The organism is Streptomyces sp. NBC_01426, assembly GCF_036231985.1.
In the GTDB taxonomy this organism is placed as follows: domain Bacteria; phylum Actinomycetota; class Actinomycetes; order Streptomycetales; family Streptomycetaceae; genus Streptomyces.
On record NZ_CP109500.1, the window covers coordinates 3884049 to 3906498 of the forward strand.

Here is a 22450-nt window from a genome sequence, read left to right on the forward strand (position 1 = left end):
GCATGTCGTAGCTGAGGAGATGACGTGGCTGACGAGCTCACCCCGGAGACCCCGGAAGAAGAGCAGCCCAAGAAGAAGCACAAGCAGCGCAAGAACGGGCTGTACCCGGGCGTCAGCGAGGAACTCGCGGAGAGCATGCGCACCGGTTGGGCCGACACGGAACTGCGTGGACTGGAGCCGATCGCCCAGGCCGCGCACACCGCCACCCGTCGCGCCGCGCTGTCCGCGCGCTTCCCCGGCGAGCGCCTGGTGATCCCCGCCGGCCGGCTCAAGACCCGGTCGAACGACACCGAGTACCCCTTCCGTGCCTCGACCGAGTACGCGTACCTCACCGGCGACCAGACCGAGAACGGCGTTCTCGTGCTGGAGCCCACGGGCGAGAGCGGCCACACCGCGACCGTCTACCTCCTGCCCCGCTCCGACCGCGAGAACGGCGAGTTCTGGCTGTCCGGCCAGGGCGAGCTGTGGGTCGGCCGCCGGCACTCCCTCGCCGAGGCCGAGCAGCTGCTGGGCATCCCCGCCAAGGACGTCCGCGAACTGGCCGCGGCCCTCACCGAGGCCGAGGGTCCGGTCCGCAACGTCCGCGGCCACGACTCCGTCATCGAGACGGCCCTGACCGACAAGGTCACCAAGGAGCGCGACGAGCAGCTGCGCGTCTACCTCTCCGAGGCCCGCGCGGTGAAGGACGACTTCGAGATCGGCGAGCTGCAGAAGGCCGTCGACTCCACCGTCCGCGGCTTCGAGGACGTCGTGAAGGTGCTCGACAAGGCCGAGGCCACGTCCGAGCGCTACATCGAGGGCACCTTCTTCCTCCGTGCCCGCGTCGAGGGCAACGACATCGGCTACGGCTCCATCTGCGCCGCCGGTCCGCACGCCTGCACCCTGCACTGGGTCCGCAACGACGGCGACGTCCGCTCCGGCGACCTGCTGCTGCTCGACGCCGGCGTGGAGACGCACTCCCTCTACACCGCCGACGTGACGCGCACCCTGCCGATCAACGGCACGTACACCGACATCCAGCGCAAGATCTACGACGCGGTCTACGAGTCCCAGGAAGCCGGCATCGCCGCCGTCAAGCCGGGCGCGAAGTTCCGCGACTTCCACGACGCCTCGCAGCACGTGCTCGCCGAGAAGCTCGTCGAGTGGGGTCTGCTGGAGGGCCCGGTCGAGCGCGTCCTGGAACTGGGGCTCCAGCGCCGCTGGACCCTGCACGGCACCGGCCACATGCTCGGCATGGACGTCCACGACTGCGCGGCCGCGCGCACCGAGGCGTACGTGGACGGCACGCTGGAGCCCGGCATGTGCCTCACCGTCGAGCCCGGTCTGTACTTCCAGGCCGACGACCTGACCGTGCCCGAGGAGTACCGCGGCATCGGCGTCCGGATCGAGGACGACATCATCGTCACCGAGGACGGCAACCGGAACCTCTCCGCCGGACTGCCCCGCACCTCGGTCGAGGTCGAGGCCTGGATGGCACGCCTCAAGGGCTGACATCACCCGACGCCGGTGGGCGGGACCCGCACGGGTGCCGCCCACCGGTGTGTCCGGGGACGGGTCCCGGCCGCGCTGTGCGGCTCCCGCTCCTACGACGCCTGCAACAGGGCGCCGTCCCGCCACTTGAGGATCTTGTCGAAGCTGACCACCGCGCCCCGGCCCGGCCCGTTGCCGAAGCGGACGTGGTCGGCGAGTTCCGTGATCAGCCACAGGCCGCGGCCGTGCTCCTTCTCCGAGGCGTCGACCGGCGGGGAACCGTGCCCCTCGACCGTCGTCGGCGGGAAACCCGGGCCCGAGTCCGTCACCTCGATGCGGCAACGGTCCCCGTCCAGGTAGGCCGTCACCCGGTACGCCGCCCACTCCTCCGGGACCGGTCCGCCGGCGGAGCAGGCGGCGGACGCCGGGCCACCGTGCTCGACCGCGTTCGCACACGCCTCGCTCAGCGCCACCGACAGGTCGAAGGAAATGTCAGGATCCACCCCCGCGGTCTCCATCGTCCCCAGCAGCAACCGCCTGGCGAGCGGCACGCTCGCGGCTTCGCGCCTCAAGTGGAGAGACCACCAGATGCTCATACGGTTAGCTATTGCCGCCCGAGGTCGGCCGTAAGCCCCCGAGAGCGGACAGAGCGCTCATTCGGCCGATGTGGTGCTCCCGGGCGGCGGTGTACGCCCCCGGCGACACCGGCCACCGCGCCGCGCCCTCTGCGACCCGCACACGGCTCCCGCGGGGGGACGCATGGGACCTTCCGGACCTGCCGTATGGGCCGCCCGGGGGCAGTGCGATGATGACCCGGCCATGACTGCCCCCCACACGACGCAGGCCGGAGCAGGCCTCCGGACGATCCGGGCCGCGGTGTTCGCCGCGGTCTGCGTCGTGCTGTCCGCCGTCGGGCACGCCTTGGCATCCTGCGCCACCGTTCCCTGGTGGGCCCTCGGCATCGGCTTCCTCGCCGTCCTCGCGGTCGCGGCGCCGCTCGCCGGCCGCCGGCGCTCGCTGCCCGGCATCGCCGCCGGGCTCGCCGTCGGCCAGTTGGGACTCCACACGGTCTTCGGCCTGGGCCAGCACGGCGCCGCCTCGGCCGCGGACCCCGCCCTGTCCGACTCCTCGCTCGCGGCGCTCGCCGCCCGACTGGTCTGCGGCGGCAACTCCGTTCCGATCAACCCGGCCGATGCCCGGCGGATCCTGGTGAGCGCCGGACTGGACCCGGCCGCGATGGCCGAGCAGGCCGCCGCGCAGGGTCACATGGCCCACGCACACGCCACCCAGGCCGCCGCCGTCCCGGCGACCGGACTGTTCAGCCCGGCCATGCTGCTCGGCCACCTGCTGGCCGCGCTCGCCGCGGGCTGGCTCCTCGGGCGCGGCGACGCCGCCCTGTTCCGGCTCGTCGAACTCTCCCGGCTCTCCACCGAAGCCGACCCCGTACGTCCGCTGCGCGCCGCGCTGGCCCTCGTACGCCTCCTCGGCCACGGGCTGCTCGGGACGTCCTCCCGTACTCCCCGGACCCGTCGGACCGCGGCCGCCCCGGTCGCGGCGACCGGGCGGGAGGCCCTCCAGCACACGGTGATCAGGCGCGGCCCACCCGGCGGTCTCGCCCTCGCAGCCTGACGCGGCATCCCCACCTCCCCGGAACACCCGGCGGGTGCACCGGTGCCGCGAACTCCGCGCGCGCCCGTGCGCGGGGCCACCGTCACACCGTTTCCGTGGAGTGTTTCTGCCATGAAGGCCTCTCGCGTCTCCTTCGCCGCCGCCCTCGCCGCCGGTACCGTCCTCGTCCTGTCCGGCACCGCCTTCGCCCACGTCGGCGTACAGCCCGGCGAGGCCACCAAGGGCGGCTACGCGGTCATCAACTTCAAGGTCCCGAACGAGCGCGACAACGCGTCGACGACCCAGCTGGAGGTCAACTTCCCGATCGACCAGCCGCTGACCTCCGTCATGCCGCAGGACGTCCCCGGCTGGACCGTGAAGGTCGAGAAGTCCAAGCTCGACAAGCCGCTCACCGTGCACGGCAAGCAGATCAACGAGGCCGTCACCAAGGTGACCTGGAGCGGCGGCAAGATCGAGCCCGGCAAGTTCCAGCAGTTCCCGGTGTCCGTCGGCAAGCTCCCGGAGAACGCGGACCAGATGGTCCTCAAGGCCATCCAGACGTACGACAACAACGAGGTCGTCCGCTGGATCGAGGAGGCCAAGGAAGGCGCGGCGGAACCGCAGAACCCGGCGCCCGTCCTGAAGCTGGTCGCCGCCAAGGCCGGTGACGACCACCACGCCGCGGGGGACGCCAAGGCCGCCGATGACAAGAGCGACGACAAGGCCCACGACGAGGCCGCGAAGAGCGGCTCGGACACGACCGCGCGCGCCCTCGGCATCGCGGGCATCGTGATCGGGCTGGGCGGCGTCGCCTTCGGAATCGCCTCGCGTCGTCGCGCCTCCTGACCCGACGGGCCCGCAGGCCCTGTCATTCAGACCATCCGCACCATCCCCGATCCCAGGGACACCTCTCCATGCGCACCACACGTGTGACGGTCGCCGCGCTCCTCGCGGCGGCCGCCCTCACCCTCACCGCCTGCGGCGGTGACCCCGCCAAGACCGGCGACTCGGTCAAGCTGATCAGCGGTCAGACCAAGACCGGGGCCGCGACGGTCCTCGACCGGCCCTTCGACAAGCCGGACCTGGTCCTCACGGACACCACCGGCAAGCCGTGGAACCTGCGCGAGCAGACCAAGGGCCGGCCGACGCTCATCTACTTCGGCTACACCAACTGCCCCGACGTGTGCCCGCTGACGATGAGCAACATCGCCGTCGCGCGCAAGGCGCTTCCCAAGGCGGACCAGGACAAGCTCCAGGTCGTCTTCGTCACCACCGACCCCGAACGGGACACCCCCGACTCCCTCGGCGCGTGGCTCAAGGCCCAGGACCCGTCCTTCATCGGACTGACCGGGGACTTCGCCGCCATCCAGGCCGGCGCACGGACGCTCGGCATCGGCATCGAGGCCGCCAAGAAGGAGGCCGACGGCAGCGTCGTCTCCATGCACGGCGCCCAGGTCATCGCGTTCTCGCCCAAGACCGACGAGGGCTACGTCCTCTACGGCGAGGGCACCACCGTCGATGACTACGCCAAGGACCTGCCGAAGCTCGTCAAGGGAGACACCCCGTGAACGCCCGCACCACCCGCACCCTCGCCGCCGCGCTCTCCCTGACGGCAGCGCTCGCCATATCGGGCTGTTCCTCGGACTCCGACACCAAGGCCGACGGCGCCAAGTCCGACGATGCCAAGCCGACGATGACCGTCAGCGGGGCCTACATGCCCGAGCCGGTCAACGACAAGATGGCCGGCGCGTTCATGGTCATCAAGAACGACTCGAAGACCGCGGACAAGCTCACCGGCGTCACCAGCCCCCTCTCGGACGATCTCCAGGTCCACGAGACCAAGGACCAGAAGATGCGGCAGGTCGCGTCCATGGACGTGCCCGCGAACGGCGAACTGAACCTGGAGCGCGGCGGCAACCACGTCATGTTCATGGGTCTCAAGAACAAGCCGAAGGTCGGCGACAAGGTCACCGTCGAGCTGCGCTTCGAGAAGGCCGACCCCGTCAAGGTCGAGCTGGACGTCAAGGAACGGACGTACAACGCGCAGAACTCCAACGCCCACTGACGGACCGAGGAACCGACACACCATGACGGCCACCGCCCCCGCCCCCGCCCCGGCCCGCGCGCACATCCCGGCTTTCCTGCCGCGATGCGCGCTGGTCCTCGCAGCCCTGCTGGCAACCCTGTTCGCCGCGGCCGCACCGGCCACGGCACACGCCGCCCTCACCGCGAGCGACCCCAAGGACGGGGCGGTGGTCGCCACGGCGCCCGCCCAGGTCACCCTCTCCTTCTCGGAGCAGGTCGCCATGGGCGACGACTCCATCCGCGTGATGGACCCGCAGGGCAAGCGCGTGGACACCGGTGAACTGCGCGACATGTGCAGCGGATCCACCATCCGCTACGGCACCGCCCTGCACTCCGGCCTGCCCGACGGCACGTACACCGTGGCCTGGCAGGCCGTCTCGGCGGACAGCCATCCCATCTCGGGTGCCTTCACCTTCTCCATCGGCGCCCCGTCGGCCACCCAGGTCGCCCTTCCCGCGCAGCAGGCCGGCGGCGGCCCCGTGGGCGTCGCCTACGGGCTGGCCCGGTACGCCGCCTACGCGGGCTTCATCGTGCTCGTCGGCGGCGCCGCGTTCATCCTGCTCTGCTGGCGGCGGGGATCGGTCGAACGTCCCCTGCAGAAGCTCGTGTTGCGCGGCTGGGTCACGTTGACCGCCGCCACGCTGGCGACGCTCGCACTGCGCAACCCGTACACCGGCTCGGGCAAGTTCGCCGACGTCTTCGACCTCGACGGCCTCAAGGCCGTGCTGGAGACCAAGACCGGCGCCTCCCTCGTGTCCAGGCTGCTGCTCCTCGGCGCGGCCGCGCTCTTCATCGCCGTGCTGTTCGGGGCGTACGCGCGCCGGCAGCAGGCGGCCGGGACCGCGGGCACTCCGGCCCCGTCCAAGGGAGAGGACGAGGGAGGACAGGACCGCAAGGACACCGCCGATCTCGCCTTCGGACTCGGGATCGGCGGTTCCGTCCTGGCCGCCGGCATCGCCGCGACCTGGGCACTGGCCGAGCACGCCTCCACGGGGATCCAGCCGGGCATCGCGATGCCCGCGGACATCCTGCACCTGCTGGGCGTGGCCACCTGGCTCGGTGGGCTCGCCGCCCTGCTGGTCGCCCTCCACAAGGTCCCCGACATCGAGCGTGCGGCCGTCCGGCGCTTCTCCAAGGTCGCCTTCATCAGCGTCCTGGTGATCACGATCACCGGCGTCTACCAATCCTGGCGCCAGCTCGGAAGCTGGTCCGCCCTGACCGACACCAGTTACGGACGACTGCTGCTGATCAAGGTCGGCCTCGTCGCCGTCCTCGTCGGGATCGCCTACGTCTCGCGGGGCTGGACCGCCCGGCTCGCCGAAGGCCGGGTGCCGAACAAGGCGGCCAAAACGAAGGCCGTTGTTTCACGTGAAACAACGGCCGATGTTTCACGTGAAACAACGCGCGAGACCGTTCCCGCGGCAACGCGCGAGACGGTTCCCTCCGACCCCAAGCGCGCCACCCAGCTCGCCCGGCAGCGCGCCGCCCGGGAGAACGCGCGCGAGAAGCAGGTACGGGACTCCGATCCGGGCCGCGCGGGACTGCGCCGCTCCGTTCTCGCCGAGGCCTGTGTGGCCGTGGCACTGCTGGCCGTCACCACCATCCTGACGAACACCGAGCCGGGTCGCGCCGTGCAGCAGGAGACCGGCCGCAACGGTGCGTCGACCGCCGTCCCGAACCGGGCCGTGAAGATCACCCTGCCCTTCGACACCGGCGGCCAGAACGGCAAGGGCACCGTGCGGCTGGAGCTGGACCCCGGCCGGGTGGGCGCCAATACCCTCCACCTCTGGGCCGACGGCCCGGACGGGCAGCCGCTCGACCTTCCCGAGATCAAGGTCGCCTTCACCCTCCCGGCCAAGGACATCGGCCCGCTGCCGGTCGCCCCGGACCGGGCCGCTCCCGGACACTGGACGTCGTCCGGGGTTCAGCTGCCCCTCGCGGGCGAGTGGCGCATCGACGTGACCGTCCGTACCTCCGACATCGACCAGACGACCGTCCAGAAGAACGTGAAGATCGGCTGACCAGCGTGACCGAGAGCAGCGACAACCACCCCGACATCGAGATCTCCCGGCGCCGACTGTTGGGCACGGTCGGCGCCGCGGGCGCCACCGGGCTCGCGCTCGGCGGCGTCGGCGGTGCCCTCACGCACGCGGCACTGTCCGACTCCCCGGCGGGCGGCGCTGCCGGCGCCGCGGGAGCCCTCACCTCGCTCGGCGCCACGCAGGTCTCCTTCCAGGGGGACCATCAGGCCGGCATCATCACGCCGCTCCAGGCCAAGGGCCACGTACTGGCCTTCGACCTGGCCCCCGGCGCCGGCCGCACCGAGGCGGCCGCGCTGATGCGCCGCTGGTCCGAAACGGCGCGGCGGCTGATGGCGGGAGAGACCGCGCCGAACGCCGACAGCGGGATCGCCCTCGACGCGGGGCCCTCGTCTCTCACGGTCACCTTCGGCTTCGGCCACTCCTTCTTCGAACGCACCGGCCTGGCCGCCCGCCGCCCCGCGGCCCTGGACCCGCTGCCGAACTTCTCCTCGGACCGGCTCGACCCGCAGCGGAGCAACGGCGACCTGTGGGTCCAGATCGGCGCGAACGACGGGCTCGTCGCCTTCCACGCGCTGCGCGCCCTGCACAAGGACGCCGGGGACGCCGCCCGGGTGCGTTGGCAGATGAACGGCTTCAACCGGTCTCCCGGCGCGACGGTCTCCCCGATGACCGCCCGCAACCTGATGGGCCAGATCGACGGCACCGGCAACCCGAAGCCCTCGGAGCCCGACTTCGACAAGCGGATCTTCGTTCCCGCCGGCGGCCCCGGGCCCGCGGAACACTCCTGGATGGCCGGGGGCTCGTACGCCGTCGTCCGCCGGATCCGCATGCTCCTCGACGACTGGGACAAGCAGCCCACGGCCAAGCAGGAGCAGGTCATCGGTCGCACGAAGGCCACCGGGGCGCCCCTCACCGGGGGCGGCGAGAGCACCGAGATGGATCTGACCAAGTTCGGCGGCGACGGCAAGCCGGTGATCCCGTCCAACGCCCATGCGCGGATCTCGGCTCCCGAGCAGAACGGAGGAGCGGCCATGCTGCGTCGTCCGTTCTCCTTCCACGACGGGATCTCCACCGACGGCACCCCCGACGCCGGACTCCTCTTCATCTGCTGGCAGGCCGATCCGCTGCGCGGCTTCGTACCCGTCCAGCGCAAGCTCGACCGCGGTGACGCCCTGTCCGAGTTCATCCGGCACGAGTCCAGTGGGCTGTACGCGGTCCCGCCCGGGCCGCGTGCCGGGGAGTACGTCGGACAGCGGCTGCTCGAAGGGTGAACAGCCCGTCGGAGCCATGGCCTCCGGCATTAGGCTGATCACATGTCGGCCACTCGTTTCACCTATCTCGGTCCCGAGGGCACTTTCACCGAAGCCGCCCTTCGCACCCTGCCGGAAGCCGCCACCCGGGAGCTCGTCCCGATGGTGTCCGTGCCGGCCGCCCTCGACGCCGTGCGGAGCGGTGAAGCCGCCGCCGCGCTGGTGCCGATCGAGAACTCGGTGGAGGGCGGGGTCACCGCCACCCTCGACGAGCTGGCCTCGGGCGAGCCGCTGATGATCTACCGCGAGGTGCTGCTGCCCATCGCGTTCGCGCTCCTCGTGCGGCCCGGTACCAAGCTGTCGGACGTCAAGACGGTCACCGGGCACCCGGTGGCCCAGCCGCAGGTCCGCAACTGGCTGCGGGCGAACCTGCCCGACGCGCTGTGGGAGTCGGCCGCGTCCAACGCCGACGGTGCCCGGCTGGTGCAGGAGGGCCGGTTCGACGCCGCCTTCGCGGGCGAGTTCGCCGCCGCGACGTACGGGCTGGAGGCTCTGGTCACCGAGATCCACGACGCGGAGAACGCCGAGACCCGGTTCGTGCTCGTCGGCCGGCCCGCGCGGCCCGCCGCGCCGACCGGCGCCGACAAGACCTCCGTGGTGCTGTGGCTCGGCGACGACCGCCCCGGTGCGCTGTTGGAACTGCTCCAAGAGTTCGCCGTGCGCGGCGTCAACCTGATGCTGATCCAGTCCCGGCCGACGGGCGCGGGCATCGGCAACTACTGCTTCGCGGTCGACGCCGAGGGCCACATCTCCGACCGGCGGGTCAGCGAGGCGCTGATGGGGCTGAAGCGGACGTGTCCGCAGGTGCGCTTCCTCGGTTCGTACCCGCGGGCGGGTGTCGCTCTGGGTGACGTACGGACCTCGCGCCCCGGTACCTCCGACGGTGACTTCACGGCGGCCTCCGATTGGCTGACGCGCTGCCTCGACGGCCGCGCGTAGGTCTTCGTCCACTATCCACAGAGTTATCCACAGGGCGAGATGGTGACCTGGGGACAAGTCGACAGAGCAGCATGACAAGGTCGACAAATCGGTCGGGTGGCTCGGGTTTCGCGCTGGAGAGCGGGAGGTGAACGGCGTCACCCGCGCATCGCAGATCAACTCGTTGGGGCGAGCCATTCCCACCCGAATGAGTGTGTGAGGGTGGTTTGAACCCTGATTAGCCCCGCTGGACCGCCGGTCGCGAATGAACTCTGCGCGTTTCCACAGATGCGGCGCACAGCCTGTGGATAAGAGCGCTTCCACAGGAATTCCTGTGGACAAAGAACGGCCAACAGGCCGGTCCAGGAGCCGCCCATGGCCCGGCGTTTGCCCCTTTTCAGGGAATGGGCCGCTTTTATCGACCCTCCGGGAACGATCGCATCCGGCCGGCGGACAACGGTTTTACATTCGCGGCAATTGGGACATAGCGACACGCAGCGTGATATCGGTGTGATGCCGGGAACCCCAGCCCGGTAGCCTGGAGGGGTGATTGACCTCCGGCTGCTCCGTGAAGACCCTGACCGTGTCCGCGCCTCGCAGCGCGCTCGTGGAGAGGACGTCGGCCTCGTCGACGCACTGCTCTCCGCCGACGAGCGCCGCAGGTCCTCCGGCATGCGCTTCGACGAATTGCGCAACGAACAGAAGTCGCTCGGCAAGCTCATTCCCAAGGCCTCTCCGGAGGAACGGGCGGAGCTCCTCACCAAGGCCGAACAGCTCAAGCAGGACGTCAAGGCGGCCGAGGCCGAGCAGAACGAGGCGGACGAGGCGGCCAAGCGGCTCCTCCTCCAGCTCGGGAACATCGTCCACAGCGACGTCCCCGTCGGCGGCGAGGAGGACTTCACCGTCCTTGAGACGCACGGCGTCATCCGCGACTTCGCCGCCGAGGGCTTCGAGGCCAAGGACCACCTGGAACTCGGCGAGTCGCTGGGTGCCATCGACGTCGAACGCGGCGCCAAGGTGTCGGGCTCGCGCTTCTACTACCTCACCGGCGTCGGCGCGCTCCTGGAACTGGCCCTGGTCAACGCGTCGATCGCACAGGCCACCGAGGCCGGCTTCATCCCGATGCTGACCCCCGCGCTGGTGCGTCCGCGCGCCATGGAGGGCACCGGCTTCCTCGGCCAGGCCGCGGAGAACGTGTACCACCTGGAGAAGGACGACTACTACCTCGTCGGCACCTCCGAGGTACCGCTCGCCGCGTACCACATGGACGAGATCATCGAGGCCGACAAGCTGCCCCTGCGGTACGCCGGCTTCTCGCCGTGCTTCCGCCGTGAGGCCGGCACGTACGGCAAGGACACCCGCGGCATCTTCCGCGTCCACCAGTTCGACAAGGTCGAGATGTTCTCGTACGTCGCGCCGGAGGAGGCCGAGGCCGAGCACCAGCGGCTCCTCGCATGGGAGAAGCAGTGGCTGACCAGCCTGGAGCTGCCCTTCCAGGTGATCGACGTCGCCACGGGTGACCTGGGCTCCTCCGCCTCGCGCAAGTTCGACTGCGAGGCGTGGATCCCGACCCAGGGCAAGTACCGCGAGCTGACCTCCGCCTCGAACTGCGACGGCTTCCAGGCGCGTCGCCTGTCGATCCGCTACCGCGACGGCAAGAAGACCCAGCCGCTCTCCACACTGAACGGCACCCTGTGCGCCGTCCCGCGCACGATCGTCGCCATCCTGGAGAACCACCAGCAGGCCGACGGTTCCGTACGGGTCCCCCCGGTGCTCCGTCCGTACCTGGGTGGTCGCGAGGTCCTGGAGCCGATCGCCAAGTGAGCCCGGCCCCCTTCCCCTACAAGCTCGTCGCGACGGACCTCGACGGCACGCTGCTGCGTGACGACGACACCGTCTCGGAGCGCACCCGTGAAGCCCTCCTCGCGGCCACCGCCGCGGGCGCGGCCCACATCATCGTCACCGGCCGGGCCGTGCCCTGGACCCGGCACGTGCTCGACGATCTCGGCTACAAGGGGATCGCCGTGTGCGGACAGGGCGCCCAGGTGTACGACGCGGGGGCGCACCGACTCCTGACCTCGGTGACGCTGGACCGCCAGCTGGCCGGTCTGGCGCTGTCGAAGATAGAGGCGGAGGTCGGGCCGCTGGCGGTCGCCGCCAGCCGGGACGGGGTGGACGGCGAGGTCCTGTTCGGGCCCGGCTACCAGGTCCAGGAAGGGCTGCCGGCCCTCTACCTGGAGGACACCGCGGCCATCTGGACTGCGCCGCTGAACAAGCTGTACATCCAGCACCCGGGGCTCGGCGACGACGAGCTCGTCAAGGCGGCCCGGGCGACCGTGGGCAGCCTGGTGGACATCGTGATGGCCGGTCCGGGCGTGGTGGAGATCCTGCCCCTGGGTCTGAGCAAGGCGACCGGCCTGTCGCTGGCCGCGCGCCGGCTGGGGGTGAAGGCGGCGGAGACGATCGCCTTCGGCGACATGCCCAACGACATCCCGATGTTCGGTTGGTCGGCTCACGGTGTGGCGATGGCCAATGCCCACCCGGAGCTCAAGGCCGTGGCCGACGAGGTGACGACCTCCAACCAGGAGGACGGTATCGCGGTGGTGCTGGAACGTCTGCTGGGCGCGGCCTGACCGCAGGGCCCGAAGCACGCGAAGAGGAGAAAGGTCCGGGAGCAGCCCGCGCCGCGAGGCGCGCTCGAAGTGGCTGTCCCGGACCTTCTTGTTGCTCCCCGCACCACTCACTCTGCCCCGGCCACACGCCCCTTACCAGTCATTTTCCGTGCGCCGGTCGCGGGTCCGACGGCGCTGTCGGGAGCCGCTCGTCGGATCGCGAGCAGCGCGGCAGGGGCCCGCGTACGACGTGGCTCACCCGGGCGTTGCCTCGGGACCCCGGCTCCTTCATCGGCTCATGTTTCACGTGAAACACGGGTGGGTTGTGGATGCCGGGTCAGCGGCCAGGCGAGCAGGCCGACGGCCAGCGCGATGGCGTGTCCGAGGTCGGTGAAGGTTCCGCCGCCGAGGAGGGGGATGCCGAAGAAGGCGACGACTCCCGCGAGGTAGAGCCACCTCCACGGGCCGGGCAGCCGATAGGTCAGGACTCCGGCGGCCGCGGCGAGTCCATAGCTGACGCCGATGTCGACGACGTGGACCATGCTGCGCGGGGCCCGGTGGTCCTGGATGGCCATCAGCACCAGTTTCTGGCTGACCAGGGTGGCGGTGATGTGGGCGGTCGCGATGATCACGAGCCACCGCAGGGTGCCGAGCCAGCGTTCGACGGGAGCGTGGAAGAGCTCGAAGAGCGCCGCGTACAGGGCGAGCGAGGCCGGGTTCTCGATCCAGAACGCGCTGGAGAGCAGGGCTCGAATGGGGTGCCGGGTGAGCTCGTGGATGTTGCTGCTGTTGCGGTGCAGCAGGACGTGGTCCAGGTGATCGGGAGCGATCACCACGACCACACTGGTGACGGCGATGATCAACAGCCAGATGTGCGTGCCGGGCGAGGAGCGTATCCAGGACCACAGCGGCCTGGAGGGCTCGGGCTCGGCGTGCGGCATCATGCACCGATGATGACCCGCGAAGCTGTGCCCCGCCCGGCCGGTGGGCCGGGCGGGGCACGGGTGTGACGGCGCTGCCGGCCGGTCCTACTCCTCGCCCGCGAGGGTGAGGCGACGCAGCTTCTGGCCCGCGTAGACGGTGGCTCCGACGGTGACCGCGACGAGCAGTACCGAGGCGGTGGGCAGGCCCACGGTGGCGTCGACGTATCCCTCGCCGGCGACCTTCTCGGCCAGGGCCAGGGACCACTGCTGGACGCTCAGGGTCTTCGCCCCGGAGACCAGGCTGCCGAAGAGGGACTCCCAGATCAGGGCGTAGACGAGACCGAAGACGACGGCGTGCCGGCTGACGGTGCCCAGCAGCAGGAACAGCGCGCTGTAGGCGATCGAGGCGACGAGGGCGGCCACGGTGTAGGCGACGGCGATCTGTTGGCCGTTGCCGTTGAGGATGAAGCCCGCGATCAGGGTGGGGATCGCGGAGAACACCATCGTGACCGCGATCGCGACGATCAGCTTGGTCATGATGATCGTCGGCCGCTTCACCGGCTTGGAGAGCAGGTAGACGATCGAGCCGTCGTCGATCTCGGGACCGATGGCGCCGGTGCCGGCGATGACGCCGATCAGCGGGACCATCGTGGCGAGGGCGAATCCGCCGAGCAGATCGGCGGCGACCTTGTCGTCCAGGCCGGTGAAGGCACGGACGGCGATGCTGAGGACGATCAGCAGGGCGGGCAGCGCGAAGAGGATCAGCGCGCGGCGGCGGCCGAGCAGGGCCCGGTAGGTGAGCCGGGCGACGGTGGGGTTGTACATGGGTGCCAGCTCCTTCAGGCCGCGACGAGGTAGGAGAAGACCGACTCGAGGGACTCGTCGGAGGGCGAGACCGTCAGCAGCCGGATGCCGTGCTCGCGGGCGACCCGCGGCAGCAGCTCGGTGAAGCGCCCGAAGTCGACGGCCTGGACGCGCAGGACGCCTTCCTTCAGGTCGACCTCGATACCGGCGGTGGACGGGTCGGCGATCAGGGCCGCGGCAAGGGCCCGGTCGTCGAAGGAACGGATCAGGTAGCGGTGCGGACGGTCCGTCATCAGGCGACGGATCTTGCGGAAATCACCGGAAGCCGCGTGCCGGCCGGCCACGACCACCTCGATGTGGGAGGCGAGCTGTTCGACCTCCTCCAGGATGTGGGAGGAGAAGAGCACGGTGCGTCCCTCGTCGCCCATGCGCCTCAGCAGGTCCATGAGCTGCATGCGCTGACGCGGGTCCATGCCGTTGAACGGCTCGTCGAGGAGCAGCACCGACGGGTCGTGGACGAGGGCGGAGGCCATCTTCACGCGCTGGCGCATGCCCTTGGAGTACGTGGCGATCTTGCGGTCCTGGGCGTACTCCATCTCGACGGTGGCCAGGGCCCGCTGGGCGGCCGCGTCGTCGAGTCCGTGGAGTTCGGCGTTGGCGACGACGAACTCGCGGCCGGTGAGGAAGTCGTACATGGCCTCGCGCTCGGGCACGACGCCGATCTGCTTGTAGACCTGCTCGTTGCGCCAGATCGGCGTCCCGTCCAGAGTGACCGTGCCGGTGGAGGGGGCCAGGAAGCCGCCCATCATGTTGATGAGTGTGGACTTGCCCGCACCGTTGGGACCGAGGAGGCCGGTGACACCCGGACCGATGCGCATGGTCACGTCGTTGACGGCGACGACGTTCCCGAACCAGCGGGAGGTGTGGTCGATGTCGATGATGGTCACAGCCCGGCCTTCCGGTAGCGGGCCATCAGTGCGGCGTAGGAGCCGGCGATGAGCCCGAGGGCGACGAGCAGGTAGACGAAGCCGATGCCGGCCGTGGGGCCCTCGCCGCCGGGGAAGGCGGAGGTGCCGTTGAGGAAGGCGGTCTGGATGCCGTCGATCAGGGTGATCGGGGAGAACAGGCCCAGCCAGTCGATGGCGCCGGTGGAGCCGGTGTTGTACGCGATGCCCTGTACGGCGGTCACGGCTCCGTACGGGATCAACAGCACGGCGATGATGGCGGCGACGCCGAACCCGCGACGCGGCGTCAGCGCGGCCATGACCAGGCCGAGGCCGGCGAAGAGCAGCGACAGGAGCAGTACGGAGGCCAGCCCCTGCCCGAAGCCCTCGGTCTGGTCCCCGAAGTCGAACTTCGCGAGCAGCGAGCCGATGTACATGATCAGCAGCGGGGTCGCGGTGAGGATGAACAGGGCCGAGGCCATGGCCGCGAACTTGGCCACGACGTAGTCCACGCGCTCGATGGGGCGCGAGAAGTACAGCGGCACCGTCTTGAAGCGCAGGTCCCGGGAGACCGACTGCGGGGCCTGGGAGGCGAGGTACAGGCCGATGATCACCTGGGTGGTCAGGGCGTACGTCGTGTACTTGATCGGCAGGTCGGTGGAGCCGGGCACCGCGATGGCCACCGCGACGATGATCAGCGCGGGAACGCACATCACCGCGAAGAGGATCATCGGCAGCACTTTGGACTTGGCCGAGCGACCGAGGCCGTACGCGCCGCGCAGCGACTGCGAGAACAGCGACTTGCGCGCGTAGGCACGGCCGAGCCGGGGGCCGTCGTAGGACCGGTAGCCGATGTTGTGGATCTGGGTCGAGGTGTCAGGCGCCATCGGAACCGGCTCCCTTCTGCTGGGTGGGCCGCGCCTGCGGGGCGTGCGGCGCGGACGGGTCGTTGTCGCGGAAGACCTCCGCGATGTGGTGGCGGCGCTGCTCCATGCGGACCAGGCCGATCCCCAGGTCGGCGACGGTGTCGCGGACCGTGTCGTACGTCTCCTCGCCCGTCGCCTCGACGAGGAGGACGTGGCCTGCGCCCGGCAGGCCCTGCTCCTCGCCCACGTGCAGGGTGATGCCCGCCTCGGTGAGCGCCTTGCGCAGCGCGGCGGTGCCGTCCGGGTGGGTGTCGGAATCGGTGACCTCGACCGCCAGGGTCGTGGTGCTCTGCATGAACTCGCTGGTGGAGCTGGAGCGCAGGAGCTTGCCGCCGTCGACGACCACGACGTGGTCGCAGGTCCGCTCCAGCTCTCCGAGGAGGTGCGAGGTGACCAGGACCGAGATCCCGAAGTCGGTGTGGATGCGGCGGATCAGGCCGAGCATCTCGTCGCGACCGACCGGGTCCAGGCCGTTGGTGGGCTCGTCGAGCAGCACCAGCTGGGGGTCGTGGACGAGCGCCTGGGCCAGCTTGACCCGCTGCTTCATGCCCGTGGAGTAGCCGCCGATGGGGCGGTAGCGCTCCTCGTACAGACCCACGTGGCGCAGGGTGTCGGCGGTCCGTTCGCGGGCGGCGGTCGGGGGCAGCCCGGACATGCGCGCCATGTGCACGACGAACTCGGTGGCCGAGACGTCGGGGGGCAGGCAGTCGTGCTCGGGCATGTAGCCGACGCGCTCACGGATGGCGCTGCCATGCGTGGAGACGTCGAGTCCGAGCACGGCGGCACGGCCCTCGGTGGCGGGGGACAGTCCCAGCAGAATCTTGATCAGCGTGGACTTGCCGGCTCCGTTGGCGCCCACGAGCCCGGTAACGCCGGGCCCGATGTCCAGGGAGAGCCGGTCGAGGGCGGTCACTCGGGGGTACCGCTTGCTCAGGCTTTCGGTCGCGATGACAGTCACAGGCTCGACGTTAGTGGTGCGTGCCGCGCGGATCGTCAGACCAGGAGCCGGATCCCGTCTCCGCCTTGAGGACTACAGGACCCGCCCAAAGGCTGATGTGGCCCGGACAAGTTTGTCCACAGGTCGGTGCACGGGCCTTGACGTGATCGCCAGTCATTGTCACATTCATCAGTGTCAAGTTACGGGCGCGTACGGCTACACGGACACGGACGGACGGCTGGCATGGCTGGGGAAACCAAGCAACGCACGACGCGACGCTCCGCATTCACCGGGGCGACCGGAACCGCGGGGGTCTCCGGGCTCAGCGCCGAACTGCGCGGATTCAGAGAGGTCCAGCGCCTCGCCTACGAGTGCGCCGAGGCCGTGGCGGCGCAGCTCCGCCCGGGTGTGACCGAGCGCGAGGCGGCGCGGATGCAGCGCGAGTGGCTGCGCGAGCGCGGGGTGCGGGACTGGTTCCACCTGCCGTTCGCGTGGTTCGGTGACCGCACCGCCTTCGCGAACTTCAAGATCCCCCTGCAGTTCTTCCCCACGAACCGGAGGCTGGAGCCGGGGATGCCCTTCATCCTCGACATGGCCCCGGTCCACAAGGGCTACGCCGCCGACGTCGGATACTCGGGGAGCCTCGGTCTGCATCCCGTCCAGGACCGCTTGATGGCGGACCTGCGGCCGCACCGCGAGCTGATCCTGCGACAGGTCCGCGAGCGCCGCTCCCTGCGCGAGATATACGAGAACGTCGAGCGGCTCATGACCCGGCAGGGCTACGCCAACCGGCACCGGGCCTATCCGTTCGGCGTGATCGCCCACAAGCTGGACCGGGTCGGGGAGCGGCGCTGGTCACCGACCGTGTTCGGGTTCGGCACCCAGTCCCTCAAGGGTCTGGCGAGCGACGCCCTGCACGGGCACCGCGAGGGTTGGTCACCGCTGTGGAGTCCCTACCACTTCTCCGATCACGTGCCGCGGCCCGGCCTGTGGGCGGTGGAGCCGCACCTGGGCTTTCGTGGGACCGGCGCGAAGTTCGAGGAGATCCTGGTCGTCACCGACTCCCGGGACCCTGAGGAAAGCGCCTTCTGGTTGGACGACGATCTGCCGCACGTGCGGCGCTGGGCTGAGGAGAAGGCGGCATGAGCGGCATCGGCGGAACGGGTCTGGAAGGCGCGCGCGAGCGTCGGGTGAGCACGGGCGGGATCGAACTGTGCGTCGTCGAGCTGGGGGAGGTGGACCGGCCGACCGTCGTGCTGGTGCACGGCTACCCGGACAGCAAGGAAGTCTGGTCGGAGGTCGCCCGGCGGTTGGCCGAGCACTTCCACGTGGTGCTGTACGACGTACGGGGTCACGGCCGCTCGACGGCCCCCGTCCCCCTGCGCGGCGGCTTCACGCTGGAGAAGCTGACGGACGACTTCCTGGCCGTCGCCGACGCGGTGAGCCCGGACAGGTCGGTGCACCTGGTCGGCCACGACTGGGGCTCCGTACAGGGCTGGGAGTTCGCGACGGTCTCCCGCACCGAGGGCCGGATCGCCTCGTTCACCTCCATGTCGGGGCCGTCCCTCGACCACTTCGGGCACTGGATCAAGAAGCGGATGGCCCGGCCCACGCCGCGCCGGGCCGCCCAACTCCTGAACCAGGGCGCCAAGTCCTGGTACGTGGCCATGCTGCACACTCCGGTGCTGCCCGAGCTGGCCTGGCGCGGACCGCTCGGCAAGCAGTGGCCCCGGATCCTCCAGCGCATGGAGCAGGTCCCCGCCGGCGACTACCCGACGTCGTCCCTGCCCTCGGACGCCGCGCACGGGGCCTGGCTCTACCGCGACAACGTGCGGTCCCGGATGCGCAGGCCGCGTGCCGACGCGTACGCGCACGTACCCGTACAGCTGATCACACCCACCGGGGACGCGTTCCTGTCCGAGCGGCTCTACGACGAGCTCGAACTCTGGGCCCCGGACCTGGTGCGGCGCACCCTGCCCGCGAAGCACTGGGTGCCGCGCACCCGCCCTGATCAACTGGCCTCCTGGATCACCGAGTTCGTGACCGCGCGGGAGGAACCGGCGACGCGTGCCCCGGAGCGGAAGGCCCCCGGCCGGTACGCCGACCGGTTCGGTGGCCAACTGGTCCTGGTCACCGGAGCCGCCAGCGGCATCGGCCGGGCCACCGCCTTCGCCTTCGCCGAGGCCGGAGCCCGGGTCGTGTGCGTGGACCGGGACGCGGAGGGCGCGGCGCGCACCGCCGACATGGCCCGCCTGGTGGGGGCGCCGCAGGCCTGGGGCGAATGCGTGGACGTCAGCGACGAGCACGCGATGGAGAAGCTCGCGGAGAAGGTCGCCGCCGAGTACGGAATCGTGGACGTCCTGGTCAACAACGCCGGGATCGGGCTCTCCGGGTCCTTCCTCGACACCAGCGCCGAGGACTGGAAGAAGGTCCTCGACGTCAACCTGTGGGGCGTCATCCACGGCTGCCGGATCTTCGGCAAGCAGATGGCCGACCGCGATCAGGGCGGTCACATCGTCAACACCGCCTCGGCCGCCGCGTATCTGCCCTCGAAGACCCTGCCCGCGTACAGCACCTCCAAGGCGGCGGTGTTGATGTTGTCGGAGTGCCTGCGCGCGGAACTCGCCTCGAAGTCGATCGGCGTCTCGGCCATCTGTCCCGGCATCGTCAACACCAACATCACCGCCACCTCCCGCTTCGCCGGCGTGGACGAGGCCGAGGAGAAGCGTCGCCAGGAGCGCTCCTCGCGCCTGTACGGCCTGCGCAACTTCCCGCCGGAGAAGGTCGCGGACGCGATCCTGCTGGCCGTCGTGAAGAACCAGGCCGTGGTGCCGGTGACACCCGAGTCCAAGGGCGCCCTGTTGTTGTCCCGCCTCGCGCCGGGCGCCCTGCGACGGATCGCGAAACTGGAGCCCCGGCTGTGAGCGGGCCGGCGCCCGGGAGGTGAGCGGCGGGACGAGGTGAGCGGGCGACCGGAGGAGTCGTTCGCTCCGGGACCCGCGGGCCCGGGACGACGGGGCCCGCAGGACGCCGCCGGCGCGCAGTGGGCACGGCACGGCCATACCCCGCTCCCGGCGGCGGTCGTACCATCCCTCGCAGGAGGGCTCGCTGCGCAGGGCGGTGGAGTACCTGGCGGCGCCACCTGCCGCCCGGACCGCGGCGGGCGCGGTCGGCCGAGCCGCCATGTCGTAGGGAGCCGGGATTGTCCGATCAGGCGGTAGCCGAGTACCGGATCGAGGATCTGGCGCACCACAGCGGCGCGACGGTACGCACGATCAGGGCGTACCAGGACCGCGGTCTGCTGCCGAAGCCGGAGCGACGAGGCCGTTCGAACGTCTACCGGGACACGCACCTGGCGCGGCTGCGCCAGATCGCGGACCTGCTGGACCGCGGATACACCCTGGCCTCCATCAAGGAGCTGCTGGAGGCGTGGGACGCGGGGCGCGGGCTGGGCGGCGTCCTGGGCCTGGTCGCCGAGGTCCACGGGCCGTGGACCGACGAGGAGGCGGACCGGATCAGCCGGTCCGAACTCAACGAGCGGTTCGGCGGACGGCCCGACGACGACGCGGTCGGCGAGGCGTGCGAGCTCGGGGTGTTGGAACGCATCCCGGGCCGCCCCGACGAGTTCCTGGTGCCGTCGCCGCAGGAACTGGCGGTGGCCTCGGAGCTGTACGCGGCGGGGGTGCCGCTGGTGGCGATCACCGGGCATCTGAGGGAGTTGCGCGGGCAGGTCGAACACATCGCGTCGCGCTTCCTGGAGTTCACCACCGAGCACGTCTTCGCCCGCTACCTGGGGCACGTCCCACCCACGGACACGGACGCGGCGGAAGCGGCGGCGATGGTCCGAAGACTGCGGCCGCTGGCCCAACAGACGGTGGACGCGGAGCTGGCACGGGCGATGAGGCTGCTGGCCACCCGCCACCTCCAGCAGCACCTGGGCGCGGCCGGCGCCGCACAGCCCTCGGGTCCCACCCCGGTGGCGTTGCCGGCGGAAACGGTACGGGCGGTACAGGAACTGGTGGGTCCCGACCATGTGGCGGAGTTCGTCCGGGCGGCGACGGAGCGGGAGATCCAGGCCCGGACGATGAACGAACTGGTCGGCAGGGGCGGCCGGTAGTACTCGATCAGTAGTCCACAGGGCGAATCGCCCTCTTGACTGCAAAACTGACCGAATCGGCTGTGGACAAGTCGGGTTTTCCTGTGGGCAACCCTTCCTGGTCTCAAGCAGTGATACCCAGCCGGGTGTTGGGGCGGGCAATATCGGCCATCGTCGGCTCCGGCCCGATCTCCGCTCCACCGATTCCGGACCGGGCGTCGAGGCCGGCGCTCCGCCCTCCCTCGGGGCCGGAGTCGGGGCCGGAGTCGGGGGCGGTGCCGTCGAGGCCGACCCCGGGCGCGATGTCCGTCACGGCATCCGGACCCGCGTCCGGCCCGGCGTACGAACCGATGCCCGATCCCCTCTCCTGCCCGCCGCCCGACGCGGTGTCCGATCCGGCCGGGCGCAGGGCGGTGCGGTCGGTGCCGTAAAGCATCCCGGCGAGGGCGAGGCCGAGGATCCCGCCCAGCAACTGGGCCGCCACGAAACCGGGCAGCGACTGCGGGGCGATCCCGGTGAAGGAGTCACTGAAGGCCCGTCCGACGGTGCCCGCAGGGTTGGCGAAGGAACCTGACGAGGTGAACCAGATCGCCGCCGCCACGTAGGCGGCGACGGCGGCCGGGATCAGCTTGGCCCGGCCGATCCGGCCGAGCCCCTGGATGACCAGGACCAGTCCCGCGGTGGCGACGATCTCACCGATCAGCAGGTGTCCGCCCCCGCGGATCCGGGTGGCGAAGGTCCCCGGCAGGCGCCCGAACATGGCCTCGGCGAGGAGCGCGCCACCGATGGCGCCCACGGTCTGGGCGACGGTGTAGACGAGGGCGTCCCGGCCGTCGAGCCCCTGGCCTCCGGTACGACGGGCCCACCAGGAGGTGAGCGTGACCACCGGGTTGAGGTGGGCGCCCGACAGCGGGCCGAAGAGCGTGATGATCAAGCCGAGGCCGATGGCGGAGGCGAGGGAGTTGGCGACGAGGGCGACACCGGTGTCACGACTCAGGGAGGCGGCCTGGATACCCGAACCGATCACCACCACGAGCAGGCCTGCGGTACCGATGAGCTCGGCTGTCGCCCGACGTGGCAGCGAAGCATCGATTGTCATGATTTCTCCCCCATGGACGCCAGTTCAGCGGAAAATGTATTCCGTATCTTGGAAACGCGATAGAGGGAGTCCAGGTTCACGGGCCCGGCCGAAAATCACTGCCGAGAAGGCCCGCGACCCGGCACGCTGGGGCCATGAATGACAGACGCACCGTGAAGGTGTCCAAATACGTCTCGAAACACCTGCGACATCAGCCGGAACGGATCGGACTGGTGCTCGATCCCCACGGTTGGGTGGAGATCGACGACCTCCTGAACGCGGCGGCCGGCCACGGATTCCCCCTCACCCGGACGGAACTCGACCACGTCGTCGCGGCCAACGACAAACAACGCTTCGCCGTCGACGGCACCCGCATCAGGGCGAGCCAGGGACACACGGTCGCCGTGGACCTGGACCTGCCGGAAGCCGAACCGCCCGCGTACCTCTACCACGGCACCATCGCCGCGACCCTGGACGCCATCCGCGCCGAGGGCCTGCGCCCGATGGCCCGTCACCACGTTCACCTGTCCCCGGACCGGGAGACCGCGACCCGGGTGGGCGCGCGGCGCGGAAGGCCGGTCGTGCTCAGCGTGGACGCGGGCGCGATGCGGGCGGCCGGACACGTGTTCCGGATCAGCGCCAACGGAGTGTGGCTGGTGGACGCCGTACCGCCGGAGTTCCTGCGTTTCCAGTGACG

General features: G+C 70.5%; 21 protein-coding genes. 14 read left to right on the plus strand and 7 right to left on the minus strand.

Translation table 11 applies throughout. From position 1 onward, the window contains the following. Nucleotides 1–24 precede the first annotated feature (24 nt). A complete protein-coding gene (locus OG906_RS17185; RefSeq protein WP_329443798.1) occupies nucleotides 25–1491 on the plus strand; it encodes an aminopeptidase P family protein in 1467 nt (488 codons plus the stop codon). A gap of 92 nt (nucleotides 1492–1583) precedes the next feature. On the opposite strand, the gene OG906_RS17190 is transcribed toward OG906_RS17185, so the two are convergent. Next, the gene (locus OG906_RS17190) at nucleotides 1584–2066 is read right to left on the minus strand and encodes an ATP-binding protein (protein ID WP_329443800.1); all 483 of its coding nucleotides are present in this window, start codon (nucleotides 2064–2066) and stop codon (nucleotides 1584–1586) included. A gap of 223 nt (nucleotides 2067–2289) precedes the next feature. Between OG906_RS17190 and OG906_RS17195 the strand changes: the two genes are divergently transcribed. The 9 genes from OG906_RS17195 (at nucleotide 2290) to OG906_RS17235 (ending at nucleotide 12066) form a co-directional block, all read left to right on the plus strand. Further along, entirely contained in the window at nucleotides 2290–3099 is an 810-nt protein-coding gene (locus OG906_RS17195) for a hypothetical protein (protein WP_329443802.1), read from the plus strand. A 111-nt stretch (nucleotides 3100–3210) separates the two neighbouring features. After that, nucleotides 3211–3924: a YcnI family copper-binding membrane protein gene (locus OG906_RS17200; protein WP_329443804.1), complete on the plus strand. Its 714-nt coding sequence runs from the start codon at nucleotides 3211–3213 to the stop codon at nucleotides 3922–3924. 68 nt (nucleotides 3925–3992) lie between these two features. After that, nucleotides 3993–4646, plus strand: coding sequence for an SCO family protein (locus OG906_RS17205; protein WP_329443806.1), 654 nt, complete (start codon nucleotides 3993–3995; stop codon nucleotides 4644–4646). Beyond that, the gene (locus OG906_RS17210; RefSeq protein ID WP_329443808.1) at nucleotides 4643–5143 is read left to right on the plus strand and encodes a copper chaperone PCu(A)C; all 501 of its coding nucleotides are present in this window, start codon (nucleotides 4643–4645) and stop codon (nucleotides 5141–5143) included. The genes OG906_RS17205 and OG906_RS17210 overlap by 4 nt, the downstream gene beginning before the upstream one ends. Before the next feature lie 22 nt (nucleotides 5144–5165). Then, nucleotides 5166–7184 (plus strand): copper resistance CopC/CopD family protein, encoded by a 2019-nt coding sequence (locus tag OG906_RS17215; RefSeq protein WP_329443809.1) that lies wholly within the window; start codon nucleotides 5166–5168, stop codon nucleotides 7182–7184. Next, complete coding sequence (efeB, locus tag OG906_RS17220) at nucleotides 7181–8476, plus strand: iron uptake transporter deferrochelatase/peroxidase subunit (protein ID WP_402302454.1); 1296 nt, start codon at nucleotides 7181–7183, stop codon at nucleotides 8474–8476. Before OG906_RS17215 ends, efeB begins: the two co-directional genes overlap by 4 nt. A 42-nt stretch (nucleotides 8477–8518) precedes the next feature. Continuing rightward, nucleotides 8519–9454, plus strand: coding sequence for a prephenate dehydratase (pheA, locus tag OG906_RS17225; RefSeq protein WP_329443814.1), 936 nt, complete (start codon nucleotides 8519–8521; stop codon nucleotides 9452–9454). A gap of 525 nt (nucleotides 9455–9979) precedes the next feature. Continuing rightward, entirely contained in the window at nucleotides 9980–11257 is a 1278-nt protein-coding gene (gene serS, locus OG906_RS17230; protein WP_329443815.1) for a serine--tRNA ligase, read from the plus strand. After that, entirely contained in the window at nucleotides 11254–12066 is an 813-nt protein-coding gene (locus OG906_RS17235) for an HAD family hydrolase (RefSeq protein ID WP_329443817.1), read from the plus strand. Before serS ends, OG906_RS17235 begins: the two co-directional genes overlap by 4 nt. A gap of 275 nt (nucleotides 12067–12341) precedes the next feature. Here the strand turns inward: OG906_RS17235 and OG906_RS17240 are convergent, their stop codons facing one another. The 5 genes from OG906_RS17240 to OG906_RS17260 all read right to left on the minus strand — a co-directional run bounded on the left by OG906_RS17240 (nucleotide 12342) and on the right by OG906_RS17260 (nucleotide 16600). After that, on the minus strand, nucleotides 12342–12989 hold the full coding sequence (locus tag OG906_RS17240) for a rhomboid-like protein (protein WP_329443819.1): 648 nt from the start codon (nucleotides 12987–12989) through the stop codon (nucleotides 12342–12344). A gap of 84 nt (nucleotides 12990–13073) precedes the next feature. Continuing rightward, the gene (locus OG906_RS17245) at nucleotides 13074–13793 is read right to left on the minus strand and encodes an ABC transporter permease (protein ID WP_267802297.1); all 720 of its coding nucleotides are present in this window, start codon (nucleotides 13791–13793) and stop codon (nucleotides 13074–13076) included. Nucleotides 13794–13807: 14 nt separating this feature from the next. Then, nucleotides 13808–14719 (minus strand): ABC transporter ATP-binding protein, encoded by a 912-nt coding sequence (locus tag OG906_RS17250; RefSeq protein WP_329443822.1) that lies wholly within the window; start codon nucleotides 14717–14719, stop codon nucleotides 13808–13810. Then, nucleotides 14716–15603 (minus strand): ABC transporter permease subunit, encoded by an 888-nt coding sequence (locus tag OG906_RS17255; protein ID WP_267802299.1) that lies wholly within the window; start codon nucleotides 15601–15603, stop codon nucleotides 14716–14718. Before OG906_RS17255 ends, OG906_RS17250 begins: the two co-directional genes overlap by 4 nt. After that, nucleotides 15593–16600, minus strand: a complete 1008-nt coding sequence (locus OG906_RS17260) for an ABC transporter ATP-binding protein (protein ID WP_267802300.1) — start codon at nucleotides 16598–16600, stop codon at nucleotides 15593–15595. Before OG906_RS17260 ends, OG906_RS17255 begins: the two co-directional genes overlap by 11 nt. Before the next feature lie 222 nt (nucleotides 16601–16822). On the opposite strand from OG906_RS17260, the gene OG906_RS17265 reads away from it, so the two are divergent. From OG906_RS17265 to OG906_RS17275, 3 genes are all read left to right on the plus strand, one after another. After that, entirely contained in the window at nucleotides 16823–17725 is a 903-nt protein-coding gene (locus tag OG906_RS17265; RefSeq protein WP_267802117.1) for a M24 family metallopeptidase, read from the plus strand. After that, nucleotides 17722–19503, plus strand: a complete 1782-nt coding sequence (locus OG906_RS17270) for an SDR family oxidoreductase (protein ID WP_329443827.1) — start codon at nucleotides 17722–17724, stop codon at nucleotides 19501–19503. Before OG906_RS17265 ends, OG906_RS17270 begins: the two co-directional genes overlap by 4 nt. A gap of 278 nt (nucleotides 19504–19781) precedes the next feature. Then, nucleotides 19782–20696, plus strand: coding sequence for a MerR family transcriptional regulator (locus tag OG906_RS17275; protein WP_329443829.1), 915 nt, complete (start codon nucleotides 19782–19784; stop codon nucleotides 20694–20696). 103 nt (nucleotides 20697–20799) lie between these two features. On the opposite strand, the gene OG906_RS17280 is transcribed toward OG906_RS17275, so the two are convergent. After that, nucleotides 20800–21774 carry an aquaporin gene (locus OG906_RS17280; RefSeq protein ID WP_329443831.1) on the minus strand — a complete coding sequence of 325 codons (975 nt, stop codon included), beginning with the start codon at nucleotides 21772–21774 and terminating at the stop codon, nucleotides 20800–20802. A 134-nt stretch (nucleotides 21775–21908) separates the two neighbouring features. Here OG906_RS17280 and OG906_RS17285 point away from each other — a divergent pair, with 134 nt between their 5' ends. Further along, nucleotides 21909–22448 carry an RNA 2'-phosphotransferase gene (locus OG906_RS17285; RefSeq protein WP_329443833.1) on the plus strand — a complete coding sequence of 180 codons (540 nt, stop codon included), beginning with the start codon at nucleotides 21909–21911 and terminating at the stop codon, nucleotides 22446–22448. Nucleotides 22449–22450: the final 2 nt, after the last annotated feature.

Excerpts from the sequence above, each read along its gene's own strand:
- OG906_RS17190 (WP_329443800.1), bottom strand. The coding sequence starts at position 2,066 with ATGAGCATCTGGTGGTCTCTCCACTTGAGGCGCGAAGCCGCGAGCGTG.
- OG906_RS17195 (WP_329443802.1), top strand. The coding sequence starts at position 2,290 with ATGACTGCCCCCCACACGACGCAGGCCGGAGCAGGCCTCCGGACGATC.
- OG906_RS17200 (WP_329443804.1), top strand. The coding sequence starts at position 3,211 with ATGAAGGCCTCTCGCGTCTCCTTCGCCGCCGCCCTCGCCGCCGGTACC.
- OG906_RS17205 (WP_329443806.1), top strand. The coding sequence starts at position 3,993 with ATGCGCACCACACGTGTGACGGTCGCCGCGCTCCTCGCGGCGGCCGCC.
- OG906_RS17215 (WP_329443809.1), top strand. The coding sequence starts at position 5,166 with ATGACGGCCACCGCCCCCGCCCCCGCCCCGGCCCGCGCGCACATCCCG.
- pheA (WP_329443814.1), top strand. The coding sequence starts at position 8,519 with ATGTCGGCCACTCGTTTCACCTATCTCGGTCCCGAGGGCACTTTCACC.
- OG906_RS17240 (WP_329443819.1), bottom strand. The coding sequence starts at position 12,989 with ATGATGCCGCACGCCGAGCCCGAGCCCTCCAGGCCGCTGTGGTCCTGG.
- OG906_RS17245 (WP_267802297.1), bottom strand. The coding sequence starts at position 13,793 with ATGTACAACCCCACCGTCGCCCGGCTCACCTACCGGGCCCTGCTCGGC.
- OG906_RS17255 (WP_267802299.1), bottom strand. The coding sequence starts at position 15,603 with ATGGCGCCTGACACCTCGACCCAGATCCACAACATCGGCTACCGGTCC.
- OG906_RS17265 (WP_267802117.1), top strand. The coding sequence starts at position 16,823 with ATGGCTGGGGAAACCAAGCAACGCACGACGCGACGCTCCGCATTCACC.
- OG906_RS17270 (WP_329443827.1), top strand. The coding sequence starts at position 17,722 with ATGAGCGGCATCGGCGGAACGGGTCTGGAAGGCGCGCGCGAGCGTCGG.
- OG906_RS17280 (WP_329443831.1), bottom strand. The coding sequence starts at position 21,774 with ATGACAATCGATGCTTCGCTGCCACGTCGGGCGACAGCCGAGCTCATC.
- OG906_RS17285 (WP_329443833.1), top strand. The coding sequence starts at position 21,909 with ATGAATGACAGACGCACCGTGAAGGTGTCCAAATACGTCTCGAAACAC.